Here is a 14,306-nt window from a genome sequence, read left to right as displayed (position 1 = left end):
CTATCAGACATTTTTCGCCTCAGAGCGGATGGATCACGTGGATGGCGACGCCCCAGATCTGCACTTCGCCGCAGCAATGAAGCTCCAGTGGCGGATAGTCCGGATGGGCGGCTTCCAGGCGCAACCGGCCGCGATGACGCATCAGGCGTTTGAGGGTGAAGGCACCGTCGAGCACAGCCACAACCACCTGGCCCGGGCGCGGGTCGAGGCTGCGATCGACTACCAGAAGATCGCCGTCGTGGATGCCGGCGTCGGTCATTGATTCGCCGCTCACATGCAGGAAAAAGGTGCTGCTGGGATGCCGGATCAGTTGTTCATTGAGGTCGATCCCCACATCGACGTAGTCATCGGCGGGGGACGGGAAGCCGGCGGTGACCCGTTCCCCAGCCAGGGGCAGCGTGAGCCGACTGCGCTTGGGCTGCAGGGGCAGCGGTCTGTGTTGGAGCTCCACGGCGGCAGCAACAGCTGACTAAATAGTACGTATGTACTGATTCCTGTGGGGAGGATTCGGTGAGGATGGTGCCCTTCGAAATCTGGTGTTGGCTGACTCCCCTTACCTCGTGGCCATGGCGCTGATCGATCAGCAGGGCCAGCGCGCTTTGCCCCTGGGGGGGCGGTCTCAGAAAGAGGTGGCTCCGCAGGGTGAGGCTCCGGATGCGTTGGGCCATGCTCTGGTGCTGGAGCTGTTGCTGAGGGTGTGGCAGCGCAGTGATCAGGGTGTGCTGCAGCGTGCGGCTGGAGCCGACAGCCTGCTGCTGGTGGAGCTGCCGATGGAACGGCTGCCGGAGGACGTGCCCAGGCTCAAGGCGGACTGGTTGAACACAGGGGATACGGCCGCGTTCAAAGCGGGATTGCAGGCTTTGTCCCCGCGGGCCTGGACGGTTTCGATCGAAAAATTCAAGCCGGTGGCTCTGCAGCCGTTGTGGTGAGGGGTGCTTGCTCCCAGATGTTCACGGCCACGGAATAGCGTTCGCCTTCGAACGGGTTGATCCGATGCAGGATGCCGGGGGAGAACAGCACCAGGCGGTTCACCACCGGTGGGATCGAGATCACCGAGCGGAATGTGGGTAACGGCCCCTGGTATCCGTTCTTGATCGGAGGATTGTCGGCCACGAGCAGTTCGCCGCCAGCGCAGCTCACGTGGGGGTAGAACACGGTGGACAGCAACGGAAGCAAGAAACGGCCGCTGCGTCGACCTTCCAGCTCGTCCTTGTCGATGTGCCAGTCGAGATCGTTGTTGGTGTTGCACCACCACTCGACTCCGGCCCGCTGGGGGGCGAACGGTGTTGCCACAGGGAGCAGGGCCTCGTCGAGGTAGCGATCGACAACGGCTTGCTGAGCGGTTGCGTGAATCGAGCGGGGAGAACCGGTTTCGGGTCGCCAGCTGAATTGAGCATCGCCGTCATGTTGCTCCTTGAGCCGCCCATGGATGTCACAGAGGTCGCGTAGGTCCTGGAGGGTGCTGGCGGGCAGAAGGTTGTCGATGACGTGCAGCAAAGTCAGGCCTCCCCAGCAGCTTGTGCTTGCAGGCGCATCACGTATTGAAACGCCTCACTGTCGGTGTCACGAGCAATTTTTTTGAGCCCAAAGCTGTCGCGGCGTTCGATCATGCGATCGATGCTTTTGCAGGACACTTTCTTTTTCTTGGGAACTTTGATCAAAGGCGGCTGAAAGCTGGCGTCTTGATTCTCCAAGAGATGAAGAATGCTGGGAATGGCGATTTCAGCCAACGGCCAAATGCGATGCGGCTTTCTCTTGAAGTAATCGTCTTTGAAGAAGTAGTTGTAAATGACGCCGAACGTTTTGAAGACCGACCAGGGCATGTAGGCACCGCAAACTCGCCCGCTGCGGAGTTTTGAAGCGTCTCCATCCAGCATTTCTGTGGCGAAGCGCTTGAGTCGAGGATCGGCGACGGCTGGTGCTGCCCATTTCCAAGCGCTTTTTTTGTCGTAGCGAAATGCGCTGTTGCCGCAGCCAATGCGGTGGTTCTGGAGCTGATCTTTGGCTTTGGCAGACACCAGCAGATCGGTATCGGTGTGAATCAGGACTTTGTCGTGACTGTGGTGATCGGCCAGCGCCGTTTTGATCAGTTCACACAGGGCATAGGCCGTGCAGGGCCGCCAGGTGGGTTGCCTGCGTTCGGTGAAAACAATGCTGTGCCCCTCCCTTTCGGCGAAGGCGGTGAGCTCGGATTGGAGATCCGAGTGACTCTCCAGAGACACGTGGAAGTAATGACGCAGCTCGAAGGGTGCAAGAAACACCCTGTAGTTCTCCAGTTGTCGGGCGATGTGTTCAATCGACTGGCCATGAATCGGAGACAGCAGAGCCAGACGCATGGTCGAGGAGCAGAGATCAGCGGCCATCGCTGAACCCTAGGCGCGGTGATAAGGGTTGCCTTGGACAATCGCCTGGGCCCGGAACAGTTGTTCCACGAGCATCAGCCGCGCCAGTTCGTGGGGGAAGGTCATCGGGGAGAGGCTCAGACGCCATTGGGCCTGAGCCTTGAGCTCAGCTGTGAGACCGTCGGCTCCACCAATCACAAAGGCCAGCCGCTGGTTGCCGAATTGTTCGAGTCGTTGCGCGAAAGGCACCGACGCCAAGGTGTCGCCCTGCTCCATCAGCGCAATCAGGGTTTCATCGGGCCGTAGGGCCGCTCTGATGGCATCGGCTTCCTTGTCTGGGTTGCTGTCGCGAAGTTCGCTGATGGTTAGCCCAGGTAGGCGTTTGAGGTACAGGTCAATACCGTCTTGAATCCAGCCACGACGAACTTTGCCCACCGCAAGAATCCGGCAACGGGCCGGGTTCAAGCGTCGTCTCCCTCGTCCTCGAGCAGCAGCTGCCCGAAAGCCACATACAGGCTTTCCTCCTCGCTACCGGGGTCAACCTTCGGCCGTTTCGGCTGGGTGTTTTTTCCGGGTCCGGGCTGGCTGCGCGCTGGTGCGGAAAGGGCTGGGGTGTCTTCGTTGCTGTTGAACGGCAACGGTTGAGCCGATGGTTTGCGTTGGGCCTCCAACTGTTTGAGGCGGGCCATCAGATGCTCAGGAATGGTGCCGTCTTGGCTGGCCTTCATCAGTTCTCGGAAGAGCTCCTCCGGGTTCTTCTCGGTCTCAACGCGATGGCGCATCTGGCTGGCTTTGGGAGCGGCTGAAGGCTTCTCCGGTTCCGGCAGGCGTGCAGGGAGTTGACGCCCCAACTCACGCAGGCGCTCGAGGCTTCGGGGATCAAAACTCATGGTTCAAGCGCAACCGAGGCTCTCGCGGGTGCTGCGGCCCGTGACGGAATTCGTTCCGTCGGCAACGGCGCAGAGATTTTTGAGTTGGTCACCGCGCATGGGAACGTCGGTGAAGTCGGCTCCCGTGATCAACACATCGCTGAAGCGAGTGTTGAAGGCAAAAGCCCCCTCCAGCACGGCATCCTCAAGGTTGGTCCCTGTCATCACAGCGGCGTCCAGGGTGGCTTCGCGCAGATCGGTGCCACTGAGGTCGGCGTCCTGCAGCTTGGCGCCGTAGAGGCTGGCTCCCCGCAGGTCCGATCCGGAGAGGTTGGCCTCGCGCAGGTTGCTGAGGTTGAAGGTGGCCCCCCGCAGGTCTTTGTTCGAATAGTCGGCACCGATCAACACCTGTTTGGCCACATCCATCGCAGCGTGGGCCGGAGCCGCCAACAGCCACTGGCATGTGAACACCACCAAAGAGATCAGTACGGCCGTGAAGCGTCTGCGCATGATCGGAACCATCACCGCTGAACCCTAGAACTGTTCCTGGGGGGAATGGTTTGAACCAAGACGTGATGGTTTAAGCCGGTGGAGTCTCAATGCAGCGGTAGCTGGGCGGAGCAGCAGGCCTTGCAGCAGCTGGAAGCGCAGGGATGGCGGTTGCTGGACCGCAACTGGCACTGCCGCTGGGGCGAGCTCGATCTGGTGCTGGAGCGGCAGCAGCAGCTGTTGGTGGTGGAGGTGAAAGGCCGTCGCACTGGTTGTCGGGACCGCCATGGCCTTGATGCCTTTCACCCCGCCAAACGGCGCCGCATGGCTCGTGCGATCAGTAGTTGGAGAGCTGTGCATCCGGCGTCAGCGGAGCAGCTGCTCCGGGTCAAGCTGGCCCTTGTTCCCTTGATGAAATCCCGCCGAACGATTCGCTGGATTGATGTGGAACGGCTGTGCTGATGCACAGTTGAGCCATGGGTTTCTCCGGACATCACGCCCGCAAGCGTTTCGGTCAGCACTGGTTGCGGGACGACTCAGTACTGCAACGAATTATCGAGGCTGCTGATTTGCAGTCCTCCGATCGGGTGCTTGAGGTGGGTCCCGGTCGGGGGGCGTTAACGGAGCGTCTGCTGGCCGAGGGGGTGAAGGCGGTGCATGCGATTGAGCTCGACCGCGATCTGGTGGACGGTCTTCAGGAGCGTTTTGAGGCTCAGCCTGAGTTCAGCCTCCATCAAGGGGATGTTCTCGAAGCTCCACTTGAATTGAGCGATGGCCGCATCGCCGACAAGGTGGTGGCCAACATCCCTTACAACATCACTGGCCCGCTGCTGGAGCGGTTGGTGGGCCGATTGGATCGGCCGGTGGATCCGCCCTACCAACGGCTGGTGTTGCTTGTGCAGAAGGAAGTGGCGGAACGGATTCGTGCTCGGCCCGGCCACAGCAGTTTCAGCGCTCTGAGCGTTCGCATGCAGTTGCTGGCCCGGTGCAGTTCGGTTTGTCCGGTGCCGCCGCGCTGTTTCCAGCCTCCACCAAAGGTGCAATCAGAAGTGATCTGCCTGGATCCCTTGCCGGCCTCGGAGCGGGTGGAGCCAGCTTTGGCTGTCCGGGTGGAATCGCTGCTGAAGCAGGCGTTTTTGGCGCGGCGCAAGATGTTGCGCAACACCCTGGCGGGCGTGGCTGAGCCACAGCGCTTAAAAGATCTGGCGGCCTCTTCAGGTTTCAGCCTGCAGCAACGCCCTCAGGAACTCGCGCCCGACACCTGGGTCGCCCTGGCCAGGGGTTTGAATCGGACCGACTGAACAACCACCATGATCACGGTGACGGCCCCGGCCAAAGTCAATCTGCACCTTGAGGTTCTGGGGCTGCGGTCGGACGGTTTCCACGAGCTGGCCATGGTGATGCAGAGCATCGACTTGGCGGATCGCCTGAGCTTTGAGAACACCGCCGATGCTCAACTCAGCCTCACGTGCGATGACACCAGCCTCAGTGTCGGCGACGACAACCTGATCATCAAGGCGGCCCAACTGCTCAGGGACCGTTCTGGTTTCAGTGAACTGGGGGCGTCGATTCATCTGGAGAAGCGCATCCCCATCGGAGCTGGCCTGGCTGGTGGCTCCAGCGACGGCGCCGCAGCATTGGTGGGACTGAATGCCCTGTGGGGGTTGGGCCATAGCCCAGCGGCGCTGGAGCGAATGGCCGCTGAGCTCGGTTCAGACATGCCCTTCTGTGTGGCCGGAGGATGTCAGCTCTGTTTCGGGCGAGGTGAACAACTGGAAGCCGTGTCGCCAACGCCCCAACCCCTGGCGGTGCTTTTGGTCAAAGACCCCACGGTGAGCGTCTCAACGCCCTGGGCCTACAAGCGTTGCCGTGAGCTCAATCAATCCCAATACCTCGCTGATGAGGCGGCTTTTGAACAACGCCGGCAAGCCTTGCGCAGCATCGATTGGCTCCACCCTTTGCGCAGCGATCTGCCACCTCCCTTGCGCAATGACCTGCAGGAGGTGGTCGCTCCTGAAACAGCTGCGGTGCGTTCGGCGCTCGATTTGTTGAAGAGCGTTCCGCACAGCCTGGCAGTGGCAATGAGCGGTTCTGGACCCAGTTGTTTCGCGCTGTTCTCCGATCTGGCGTCATGCCGCCAGGCGCAGGATCAGCTCACCCCCCAGCTGGAGCGCAGCGGCTTGAAGGCTTGGTCTTGCGCCCTCCGCAGCGATGGCGTGAGGATCGAGGCATGACTGACGCCCCCACACCACAGAGCCCCGAACCAAGGGATCCGCGTAAAGGTCCGCTGAGTTTTCTCTCCGGAGCGCTGACGGCTGGGCTTTTGGCCTGGCTGGCCCTGGGCCTGAGTCGGCGGATGGTGGTGTATTTCGCTGTTCACCCCCCGCATTACAGCTCGCCGATTGCCCAAAACATCGCCGTCACCCTCAAGACCCTGCTGGTGGGCTTGTCCTTCTTGGCCACCTTCAGCTCAGGGTTTGTGGCCCTTGGTTTGACCCTGGTGTTTCTTCGCAGTCTCTTTACGGCTCGCGATCAGAACCCTGCCTAGCGTCCGCTCATTGCCAGGGTTTGGATGACGCCCCACGACCTCGGCCAGCTGGCGTTGCTGCTGTCTCCGGCCATGCTGCTCTCCGTTTTGTTGTTGTTCACCTTCGCGGCTGGCGGTTGACCCTGCGCTGACTGAGATAGCTTGGCCTCACCACCCGGATTGGCCGGGATCACTGTGACGCCGTGGCAGGAACACTTCTCTTCAACGCCCTCCGGGAAGCCATCGACGAGGAGATGGGGAGAGACCCCCACGTCTGTGTGATGGGGGAGGACGTCGGCCATTACGGCGGCAGTTACAAGGTCACCAAGGATCTGGCGGAGAAATACGGCGATCTCAGGGTGCTCGACACTCCAATTGCTGAGAACGGCTTCACCGGAATGGCGGTTGGTGCCGCAATGACCGGCCTCCGGCCGATTGTTGAGGGCATGAACATGGGCTTCCTGCTCCTGGCCTTCAACCAGATCTCTAACAACATGGGGATGCTCCGCTACACCAGCGGCGGCAACTTCACCATTCCCACCGTGGTGCGCGGCCCTGGTGGTGTGGGTCGTCAGCTTGGCGCAGAGCACAGCCAACGGCTTGAGGCCTACTTCCATGCTGTCCCCGGCATCAAGATCGTGGCTTGCAGCACGCCCACCAATGCCAAAGGCCTGATGAAGGCCGCGATTCGCGACAACAATCCTGTGCTCTTCTTCGAGCACGTGTTGCTCTACAACCTCAGTGAGGAGCTCCCCGAAGGCGACTACACCTGTGCCCTCGATCAGGCTGATCTGGTTCAGGAAGGCACTGATGTGACGATCCTCACCTACTCCCGGATGCGTCATCACTGCCTCAAGGCCGTTGAGCAACTGGAGGCTGAGGGGGTGAGCGTTGAACTGATCGATCTCATCAGCCTCAAGCCCTTCGACATGGAGACGATTGGTCGCTCCATCCGGAAGACCAACAAGGTGATCGTGGTGGAGGAATGCATGAAGACCGGCGGCATCGGGGCCGAGTTGATTGCGCTGATCACCGAGCAGTGTTTCGACGACCTGGATGCTCGACCTGTGCGTCTCTCCAGTCAGGACATTCCCACCCCCTACAACGGTTCCCTGGAGAATCTCACGATCATTCAGCCGCATCAGATCGTTGAGGCGGCGCAGGCATTGGTCAACAAAGGCATCTGAAATTGATGGCGCGTTATCAGGGTTGGTTTGCCCTTGTTCTTGCCCTGGCGATCGCTGCCGGGATGTTTTTGGTTCGTACGCCGCTGGAACTGGGCCTCGATCTACGGGGCGGCAGTCAGCTCACCGTTGAAGTGAAGCCAGCCGGGGAAATCACTCGGGTCGGCTCCGAAGAGATGGAAGCAGTGAAAGCCGTTCTCGATCGTCGGGTCAACGGCCTTGGTGTGGCCGAGTCCACCCTGCAGACGGTTGGTGAGTCGCAGCTGGTGTTGCAGCTCCCCGGCGAACAGGATCCCACCGCCGCCGCGAGGGTTCTTGGTGATACGGCTCTGCTGGAATTTCGTTCCCAAAAGCCTGATACCGAAGCTGAGTTCCGTGGTCTGAGGCAGCTCCGCTCTCAGGTGGAAGCGATCCTCAGGTTGCGTGAGGATCAGATCCGCCGCGGTGAAACACCGGAGCCTCTGGATCTGGATCAGCTGAAGTCAACCCGGGAGACTCTGGGTCTTGATGGGCAGGCCAGCTCAGAGGAGGAGCAGCTCCGCGAGCTTCTGAAGAAGGTTGATTCCGATCTGCTCACGATGCTCGAGCCGGCAGCGCTGACGGGCAAGCAGCTGGTGACAGCAGGCCGACAACCGCTCCAGAACAACCCGAACAGTTGGGAGGTGACCCTCAATTTCGATGGTGAGGGTGCTGAGGCTTTCGCTGATCTCACCAAATCGATTGCCGGTACCGATCGGTTGCTTGCCATCACATTGGATGATCAGTTGATCAGCGCCGCCAGCGTTGGCCCCCAGTTCAAAAGCGCTGGAATCTCAGGTGGAGCAGCCACCATCAGCGGCAATTTCAGCGCGGAAACGGCCCGTGAGCTCGAGGTGAAGCTCCGGGGTGGCTCCCTGCCATTGCCCGTTGAGGTGATCGAGGTCCGCACCATCGGGCCCACGCTCGGAGCAGAGAACATCCGCCGCAGCCTGGTGGCAGCCCTCTCGGGTCTGGCTTTGGTGGCTGTGTTCATGGTGGTGGCCTATCGCCTGCCTGGGGCGGTGGCCGTGATGGCCCTCAGCCTCTATGCCCTGTTCAACCTGGCGGTGTACGCCTTGATCCCGGTCACCCTCACCTTGCCGGGAATCGCTGGTTTCATCCTCTCGATCGGCATGGCCGTGGATGCCAATGTGCTGATTTTTGAGCGCATCAAAGACGAATTGCGGCGGGGCAACACCTTGATCCGGTCGATCGATACAGGCTTCTCCGAGGCCTTTTCATCGATCGTTGATGGTCACCTGACCACGTTGATCAGCTGCGCAGCTCTCTTCTTCCTTGGCACCGGCCTGGTCAAGGGCTTTGCAGCGACCCTGGGCATCGGTGTTCTGCTGAGTTTGTTCACAGCTCTGACGTGCACCCGCACTCTGCTTCGTTTCCTGATGGGCTACGCCGGTCTGCGTCGTGCCAGCAATTTCCTGCCCACTGGGCAACTTCCTTCCCCCACCGCCTGAACCATGACTGAAGCATCGTCATCGGCACAAGCGGGCACGGTCCTCAGCCTGCGCTGGTCCCTCAGCAGCATGCGCCGCAAGGTGTGGCTGATTTCTGGTCTGGTGGTTTTGATCAGTCTGTTGGGCTTGTTGCTCAGCTGGTTGGATCCTGGGATTCGTGCTCCCCTCCGTCCGGGCTTGGATTTCACCGGCGGCACGCAGATCCAACTGGAGCGTCGTTGTGATGACGCATGCGCTGAGCTCAAGGCGATTGCGGTCTCGGATGTGATCCGCAACCTGGACCTGCCTCAAGAGGAGGGCCAACCTCTCCCCAATCTGGGCGCACCCCGGGTTCAGCTTCTGGATGGGGGGCAGTCGTTGTTGTTGCGCCTGCCAACGTTGTCGGCTGCCCAGGGCCAAGCGGTCATTGCGGCCGTTGAACCCGTCGCAGGGCCGTTCCTCTCCGGTGGTCAATCGGTCGACACCATCGGGCCGAGCCTGGGCAAGCAACTGCTTCGCAGCAGCCTGATTTCTCTGCTGGTGGCCTTCAGCGGTATTGCGGCCTACATCAGCTTCCGCTACGACCGCCGCTACGCCTTCCTTGCCCTTGTGGCGCTGGCCCATGACGTAGCGATCGTGTGTGGTGTCTTCGCCTGGCTCGGGGTTGTGCTTCAGCTAGAGGTGGACAGCTTGTTTGCGGTTTCACTGCTGACGATTGCTGGTTATTCGGTCAACGACACGGTGGTGGTCTTCGATCGCATCCGCGAACGCAGCAAGGACGCCGCCGACTTGCCCCTCTCATTGCAAGTGGATCAAGCGGTTTCTGCCACATTGACCCGCACCCTCTACACCAGCGGAACCACCTTGCTGCCCCTCTTGGCTCTCGTGTTTTTCGGGGGGGCAACGCTGTATTGGTTTGCGATCGCCCTTGCCCTCGGGGTTGTTGTTGGTTCCTGGTCGAGTATCGCCCTGGCACCGTCGCTGCTCACGCTCTGGGACAGCGCCCGTGACTAATCCCAGCGCCGGTTCAGAGCGCAGACGCCGTGCTGTTCCGGCCCGTTGGTTCCCGATTCTGTTGATCCTGCTGGCTCTCGGTGATCTGCGCACCGAAGTCCTGCTGCTCAGTGATCAGTTCACCATGACAGGGCTTGGTTATGCCATTCGGCATCATCAGCTTGCTGTGCTGGTCTTGCTGGGTTCCGGTTCTTTGTGGCGTCGCTTCGGTTAGCGCTTGGGGCTGTTGCCAAATTCACGCCAGATCGAATCCCAGGTGCGTTGTTTCACGTCGGCATTCCACTGCCCCTGGCTGTGGGTTGAGGCCCACCACGATTCGAACAGATCGTGGGCTTCCTCGTGCAGCAACTCAGGGTCAAGATTCTCGCGAACCAGCTGCATCACGGCCTGCCTCAGTTCCTCATAACGGGAGAAATTGAAGATGACGTCCAATCCGGTTCGTCTCAAGACCTCTTGGACACACTATTGGATTGAAGGGCGTCAAGATGGCTTCTTCGGTATCGCGGTGAACGTCATTGCTTTTCAAGCCTGAGCTACGACTCGATTGGTTGCTCAGGTTCCATGGAGTTGAATCCTGGTCTTAGTGAGGTGGTGTTTGGCTTGCGTGCCGAGGTGGAAGCGCTGAAGGCGCGGTTGAGCCGAATTGAACGGGGGCAGGAGGTTGCGGTCTCCGCGGCTTACTGGCAAGCGGTTGAGCGAGAGCGCGATTCGAGCGAGAAAAAGAAACGTCAGCTGCTCTGAAGAAGACAAAAAAATGGGACCCTCTCCCAAGAGCCCCAATGCTCGACGCGTCGTTCTCACGACTCAGTAAAAATACTTAGTCAGGGCTGGTCTCAGGTGTGACCCTTGTTACCAAGTGTTCAGTTCGATACACGATTGGTTTCTCGGCTCACGCCCAGCGATCCATGATCTGCTGCACCACCACGCGCTGCATCAGCACCTGAAGCACCACCACCAGGGGAAGGGCTAGCAGAACACCAGGAAGTCCCAACAGGGCACCAAGGCTGAGCTGAGCTGTTAAGGCCACGGTGGGCAGCAGATTCACGGTTTTGCGCAGCAACAGCGGTGTGAGCAGAAAAGCCTCCAGGTTCTGCAGCACCAGGCGGAACACCAGCACCGACACCATCAATTGCGGCGACTGCAGCAGGGCCAATCCCGCGGGCAGTAGCGTTGCAGCGGTAGGGCCGATGGTCGGCACGAATGTGAGCAGGCCACAGACCAGGGCACTCAACAGGGCCAGGGGGGCTTTCAGCAGCAACAGGCCGCCCCAAGTAAGCAGAAACACTGTGGTGGCGGAAAGGGTCATGCCACTGAGCCACCCCCCCAACGCTTGACGGCATTCATCGAGCAGATGTTCCATCTGCTGACGTGCCGGTCGGGGCGTCATAGCCACCACCATGCGCCGATGGGCGTTGGGATCCAAGGCCAGCAGGATCGCGAGCAGAACCATCAAGAACAGTTGAATCAGCGAGTTCGCTGCACCTCCTGCGAAACCCAGCAACGGCTGAAGCCCTTTCAGATTGAGGCCCTCACCCAAAGCGTCATTCAGTTGCGCCAGGCGAGGCTCATTGCTCAGCAGGTCGGACACCTTGCTGACCAACTGCGGTAGATCCCGACCCAGTTGTTGGAACTGGCTGATCAGCTCCGGAACCAGCAGTTGCCCAAGCAGTCCCCCGGCCAAGATCAAAATCCCCAGCACGACAGCCAGGGCCTGGGGGCGCTCCAGTGGGGATCGCTTCTGAAGCTGAACAATCAGCACATCAAGGGCGACGGCTACAACCACGGCGCCGAATAGCACAAGGAGCACCCAGCGCAGGTGCCAGAGCAGCAGCACCAGCACCACAAGGGTGAGGGCAACGAGAAACGTGCCGGCTGTCATCGTGCCGGCTCCAGACGTTTCCAGCGGTCCAGCACATCGTGGATCAGCACCTCACGGATGATCACCTGCAGCACCACCGCCAGCGGCAGCGCCATCAACAGGCCGAGAGGTCCGAACAGCAACGTGAACAGAAATTGCGCTGCCAGGGTCAACCCTGGGAGCAGCTTCACCTGGTGGTGCATCACCGATGGTGTGATCACATAACTCTCGATGTTCTGGATCACCACGTAGGCACCCAGCACCGCAGCTGCTTTCCAGGGGGCATCCAACAGGGCTACCGCCATCGGAAAGATTGTGCTCATCGTGGGTCCCAGATTGGGAATCACGTTCAAAAGGCCTGCAAGGAGTGCATTGGCCAGAACGAGCTTCACTCCCAAAAGTGTTAACGCAATGCTGCACAGCACAAACACGGCTAGGGAGCTGATCAGCACACCCACCATCCAGCTGCTCAACGCAGCACCGCATTGATCCAGGATGCGGCGCCCCCGGCGTCGGTAGAAGGAGGGAATCAACTGAAGCCCAACACTCCGATAGGCCTGGGGCTGAATGCTGATCATCAGGGCCACCGCCACCACGAACAACAGACGCAGAACACCGTTGCCGAGGTTGCCCGCTAAACCGAGCAGACCCAGCAATCCATTGCCCACGCCAGCGGCGAGTGATGAACCGTCGGGCACGAGCTGGCGTGGACCGTTCAGGCCCAGTTCGTTGAGATCGGGGAATGCATCGACGCCATAAATGGACGCACTGATGCTGTCGATCCAACCGAGGCCTAGTCGAACCAGGGTCTGCCCTGCTTCCGGCAGCTTCTGCAACAACAGTGCAAATTCCTCGAGGAAAGGAGGGACAACAACGCCTGCCGCACCTGCCGCCACCAACAACAGCCCAACGATGCAGAGCAGCACGGCCAGGGGCCTCTGCATCGGCTGCCGCTCTCGAAGGATGCCCACCAGCGTGCACAACGCCATGGCTAGAACCACTGCTGCAAAAATCAGCAGCAGCAGATCACGCAGCGACCACAGCAGAACGATGGCTGCAATGAAGGCTGTCAATGACAGCCACTGGGGCAGTCTCAAGCTTGTTGATCGTCGGCCCCGTCAGTCTGATCGGAATCCTGGCTTTGTGAATAACCCAAGCCATTGGCATCGGCGTAGCGCTGGGCGAAGCGCATGAACCGTTCGAAGTCCTCTTCGGATTTCCATGAATAAACGGCTTCAAGGGCACTGGCGGTGCCGTTTACGAATTTGCCATTCACTTCGCGGGTGACCATTTCGCCTTCTTCATCCACCATCCACATTCCGGTGATGTCACCCATGGTTTCGGGAGCAATCGCAGCGGGCTGTTCGAAACGGAAAGTGGCTTGACCTGTACGGCCGTCACGGCTGCGGGTCAGACGGATGTCGGGCACCACCGGCTCGTTGACTCCCCGAAAGAACTGAATCGCTGCTTTGCTCACGTCGTTCTCGAACCATCGCTGGAGGCGATCTTAATCGGGGATTTCAATGAACCCCCGGTTGATCAACTTCTCGGCGGCTTCATCAGCGCTGAGCCCCGAGAGATCGATCGCCTCGCGTCTGGGCGTTCGCGCTAACTCATGGTCGTAACAGCGGTCGTAGTAGTCGAGCGTGGCGCGGCAGGCGCTGGCCCAGTCTTCCCTGGCAATCGCTTCGAGGGCTTCCTTGGTGCGCTGGGGGCCAAGGCGTCGACTGATCCGTTCGGTTGCCTCAGCCAGAGCGGCTCTCCCCTGGTGGCCGTACACCTGCACCAATTGGCTCACCCGTTCTCTTAGGTCGCGCTGAATCTCCAGCACAGGGGCCTGTTGCATCTGATCGAACAGGGGCTTGGGAATGCGGCAGCGGCCCACCTGGATGCTTTCAGCTTCCAACCAGATCGCCGTGGCCCCACGGTGGAGGTGTTGATCCAGAGCCTCAGCCAATTGGTTCTCGTAGTGCTCGGTGCTGGGTTGATCCGGCAGGCCAAGGCCGCCGAAACTGCTTCCGCGGTGGTTGGCAAGCCCTTCCAAATCAACGACGGCTGCACCGCGCGCCGCCATCGCCAACAGCAGATCGGTTTTCCCTGTTCCCGTGCGTCCGCCCATCACGCGAAGGGGCCAGGTCTGTTCAAATCGGCTCTGAGCCCAGCGCCGATAACTCTTGTATCCCCCTTGAAGGAGCCTCGGCTTGAGATCGATCTGCCGGGCAAGCCAGGCCACACTGGCCGAGCGCATTCCGCCCCGCCAGCAGTAGATCCGTGGATCCCCCTGGTGACGAAGGCCTTCCATTTGACGGGCCAAGCTGCTGAGCTTGGGGCCGGTGAGTTCAAGCCCCAGGTGAATCGCTGGTGTCCGTCCCTGCTGCTTGTAGGCAGTGCCGACTGCGGCGCGTTCCTCATCGTCGAAGAGAGGCACGTTGATGGCCCCAGGCCAGTGGCCTTTCGCAAATTCGCTGGGGCTGCGCACGTCCACCAAAGGTCCCTTCAGCTCGCGCAGCTGCAGGATTTCGATTGAACATGTCTCGCCCATGCCTGACATAGT

General features: G+C 60.3%; 21 protein-coding genes. 10 read left to right on the top strand and 11 right to left on the bottom strand.

Annotated features, from left to right (window positions below; translation table 11 throughout):
* Nucleotides 1–19: 19 nt before the first annotated feature.
* On the bottom strand, nt 20–451 hold the full coding sequence (locus FZZ90_RS01590; protein WP_226424033.1) for a translesion error-prone DNA polymerase V autoproteolytic subunit: 432 nt from the start codon (nt 449–451) through the stop codon (nt 20–22).
* Between the two features lie 88 nt (nt 452–539).
* Here FZZ90_RS01590 and FZZ90_RS01585 point away from each other — a divergent pair, with 88 nt between their 5' ends.
* A complete protein-coding gene (locus tag FZZ90_RS01585; protein ID WP_226424032.1) occupies nt 540–929 on the top strand; it encodes a hypothetical protein in 390 nt (129 codons plus the stop codon).
* Here FZZ90_RS01585 and FZZ90_RS01580 read toward each other — a convergent pair.
* Genes FZZ90_RS01580 through FZZ90_RS01560 form a run of 5 tightly spaced genes read right to left on the bottom strand, consistent with a single transcriptional unit; the run spans nt 898 to nt 3,721 of the window.
* Nucleotides 898–1,497: a 2OG-Fe(II) oxygenase gene (locus FZZ90_RS01580; RefSeq protein WP_226424031.1), complete on the bottom strand. Its 600-nt coding sequence runs from the start codon at nt 1,495–1,497 to the stop codon at nt 898–900. The genes FZZ90_RS01585 and FZZ90_RS01580 overlap by 32 nt on opposite strands.
* Before the next feature lie 2 nt (nt 1,498–1,499).
* Nucleotides 1,500–2,363, bottom strand: coding sequence for a hypothetical protein (locus FZZ90_RS01575; RefSeq protein WP_226424030.1), 864 nt, complete (start codon nt 2,361–2,363; stop codon nt 1,500–1,502).
* Between the two features lie 9 nt (nt 2,364–2,372).
* Nucleotides 2,373–2,807, bottom strand: coding sequence for a 23S rRNA (pseudouridine(1915)-N(3))-methyltransferase RlmH (locus FZZ90_RS01570; protein ID WP_226424029.1), 435 nt, complete (start codon nt 2,805–2,807; stop codon nt 2,373–2,375).
* Complete coding sequence (locus FZZ90_RS01565) at nt 2,804–3,232, bottom strand: hypothetical protein (RefSeq protein ID WP_226424028.1); 429 nt, start codon at nt 3,230–3,232, stop codon at nt 2,804–2,806. The genes FZZ90_RS01570 and FZZ90_RS01565 overlap by 4 nt, the downstream gene beginning before the upstream one ends.
* A 3-nt stretch (nt 3,233–3,235) precedes the next feature.
* The gene (locus FZZ90_RS01560) at nt 3,236–3,721 is read right to left on the bottom strand and encodes a pentapeptide repeat-containing protein (RefSeq protein ID WP_226424027.1); all 486 of its coding nucleotides are present in this window, start codon (nt 3,719–3,721) and stop codon (nt 3,236–3,238) included.
* Nucleotides 3,722–3,799: 78 nt separating this feature from the next.
* On the opposite strand from FZZ90_RS01560, the gene FZZ90_RS01555 reads away from it, so the two are divergent.
* The 8 genes from FZZ90_RS01555 to FZZ90_RS01520 all read left to right on the top strand — a co-directional run bounded on the left by FZZ90_RS01555 (nt 3,800) and on the right by FZZ90_RS01520 (nt 10,108).
* Nucleotides 3,800–4,162: a YraN family protein gene (locus FZZ90_RS01555; protein ID WP_226424026.1), complete on the top strand. Its 363-nt coding sequence runs from the start codon at nt 3,800–3,802 to the stop codon at nt 4,160–4,162.
* Nucleotides 4,163–4,176: 14 nt separating this feature from the next.
* Nucleotides 4,177–5,001, top strand: a complete 825-nt coding sequence (rsmA, locus tag FZZ90_RS01550) for a 16S rRNA (adenine(1518)-N(6)/adenine(1519)-N(6))-dimethyltransferase RsmA (protein ID WP_226424025.1) — start codon at nt 4,177–4,179, stop codon at nt 4,999–5,001.
* A 9-nt stretch (nt 5,002–5,010) separates the two neighbouring features.
* Nucleotides 5,011–5,934, top strand: a complete 924-nt coding sequence (gene ispE, locus FZZ90_RS01545) for a 4-(cytidine 5'-diphospho)-2-C-methyl-D-erythritol kinase (RefSeq protein ID WP_226424024.1) — start codon at nt 5,011–5,013, stop codon at nt 5,932–5,934.
* A complete protein-coding gene (locus FZZ90_RS01540) occupies nt 5,931–6,248 on the top strand; it encodes a DUF3082 domain-containing protein (RefSeq protein ID WP_226424023.1) in 318 nt (105 codons plus the stop codon). Before ispE ends, FZZ90_RS01540 begins: the two co-directional genes overlap by 4 nt.
* 182 nt (nt 6,249–6,430) lie before the next feature.
* Nucleotides 6,431–7,414, top strand: coding sequence for a pyruvate dehydrogenase complex E1 component subunit beta (locus FZZ90_RS01535; protein ID WP_226424022.1), 984 nt, complete (start codon nt 6,431–6,433; stop codon nt 7,412–7,414).
* A 5-nt stretch (nt 7,415–7,419) separates the two neighbouring features.
* Nucleotides 7,420–8,901 carry a protein translocase subunit SecD gene (gene secD, locus FZZ90_RS01530; RefSeq protein WP_226424021.1) on the top strand — a complete coding sequence of 494 codons (1,482 nt, stop codon included), beginning with the start codon at nt 7,420–7,422 and terminating at the stop codon, nt 8,899–8,901.
* Between the two features lie 3 nt (nt 8,902–8,904).
* The gene (gene secF, locus FZZ90_RS01525) at nt 8,905–9,894 is read left to right on the top strand and encodes a protein translocase subunit SecF (protein ID WP_226424020.1); all 990 of its coding nucleotides are present in this window, start codon (nt 8,905–8,907) and stop codon (nt 9,892–9,894) included.
* Nucleotides 9,887–10,108 carry a hypothetical protein gene (locus FZZ90_RS01520; protein WP_226424019.1) on the top strand — a complete coding sequence of 74 codons (222 nt, stop codon included), beginning with the start codon at nt 9,887–9,889 and terminating at the stop codon, nt 10,106–10,108. Before secF ends, FZZ90_RS01520 begins: the two co-directional genes overlap by 8 nt.
* Here the strand turns inward: FZZ90_RS01520 and FZZ90_RS01515 are convergent.
* On the bottom strand, nt 10,105–10,326 hold the full coding sequence (locus FZZ90_RS01515) for a hypothetical protein (protein WP_226412277.1): 222 nt from the start codon (nt 10,324–10,326) through the stop codon (nt 10,105–10,107). The genes FZZ90_RS01520 and FZZ90_RS01515 overlap by 4 nt on opposite strands.
* 129 nt (nt 10,327–10,455) lie before the next feature.
* Here FZZ90_RS01515 and FZZ90_RS01510 point away from each other — a divergent pair, with 129 nt between their 5' ends.
* Nucleotides 10,456–10,635 carry a hypothetical protein gene (locus FZZ90_RS01510; protein ID WP_226424018.1) on the top strand — a complete coding sequence of 60 codons (180 nt, stop codon included), beginning with the start codon at nt 10,456–10,458 and terminating at the stop codon, nt 10,633–10,635.
* 148 nt (nt 10,636–10,783) lie between these two features.
* Here the strand turns inward: FZZ90_RS01510 and FZZ90_RS01505 are convergent, their stop codons facing one another.
* Genes FZZ90_RS01505 through mnmH form a run of 4 tightly spaced genes read right to left on the bottom strand, consistent with a single transcriptional unit; the run spans nt 10,784 to nt 14,303 of the window.
* Nucleotides 10,784–11,773 (bottom strand): AI-2E family transporter, encoded by a 990-nt coding sequence (locus FZZ90_RS01505; protein ID WP_226424017.1) that lies wholly within the window; start codon nt 11,771–11,773, stop codon nt 10,784–10,786.
* Nucleotides 11,770–12,849, bottom strand: coding sequence for an AI-2E family transporter (locus FZZ90_RS01500; protein ID WP_226424016.1), 1,080 nt, complete (start codon nt 12,847–12,849; stop codon nt 11,770–11,772). The genes FZZ90_RS01505 and FZZ90_RS01500 overlap by 4 nt, the downstream gene beginning before the upstream one ends.
* Nucleotides 12,846–13,229 carry a photosystem II reaction center protein Psb28 gene (psb28, locus tag FZZ90_RS01495; protein WP_226424015.1) on the bottom strand — a complete coding sequence of 128 codons (384 nt, stop codon included), beginning with the start codon at nt 13,227–13,229 and terminating at the stop codon, nt 12,846–12,848. The genes FZZ90_RS01500 and psb28 overlap by 4 nt, the downstream gene beginning before the upstream one ends.
* Before the next feature lie 30 nt (nt 13,230–13,259).
* Nucleotides 13,260–14,303: a tRNA 2-selenouridine(34) synthase MnmH gene (mnmH, locus tag FZZ90_RS01490; protein WP_226424430.1), complete on the bottom strand. Its 1,044-nt coding sequence runs from the start codon at nt 14,301–14,303 to the stop codon at nt 13,260–13,262.
* Nucleotides 14,304–14,306: the final 3 nt, after the last annotated feature.

The sequence above is a fragment of the Synechococcus sp. MU1617 genome, from assembly GCF_020514235.1.
Classification (GTDB): domain Bacteria; phylum Cyanobacteriota; class Cyanobacteriia; order PCC-6307; family Cyanobiaceae; genus Parasynechococcus.
The sequence above is the reverse complement of the archived record's forward strand: the minus strand, read 5'-3'. Positions and strand labels throughout refer to the sequence as shown.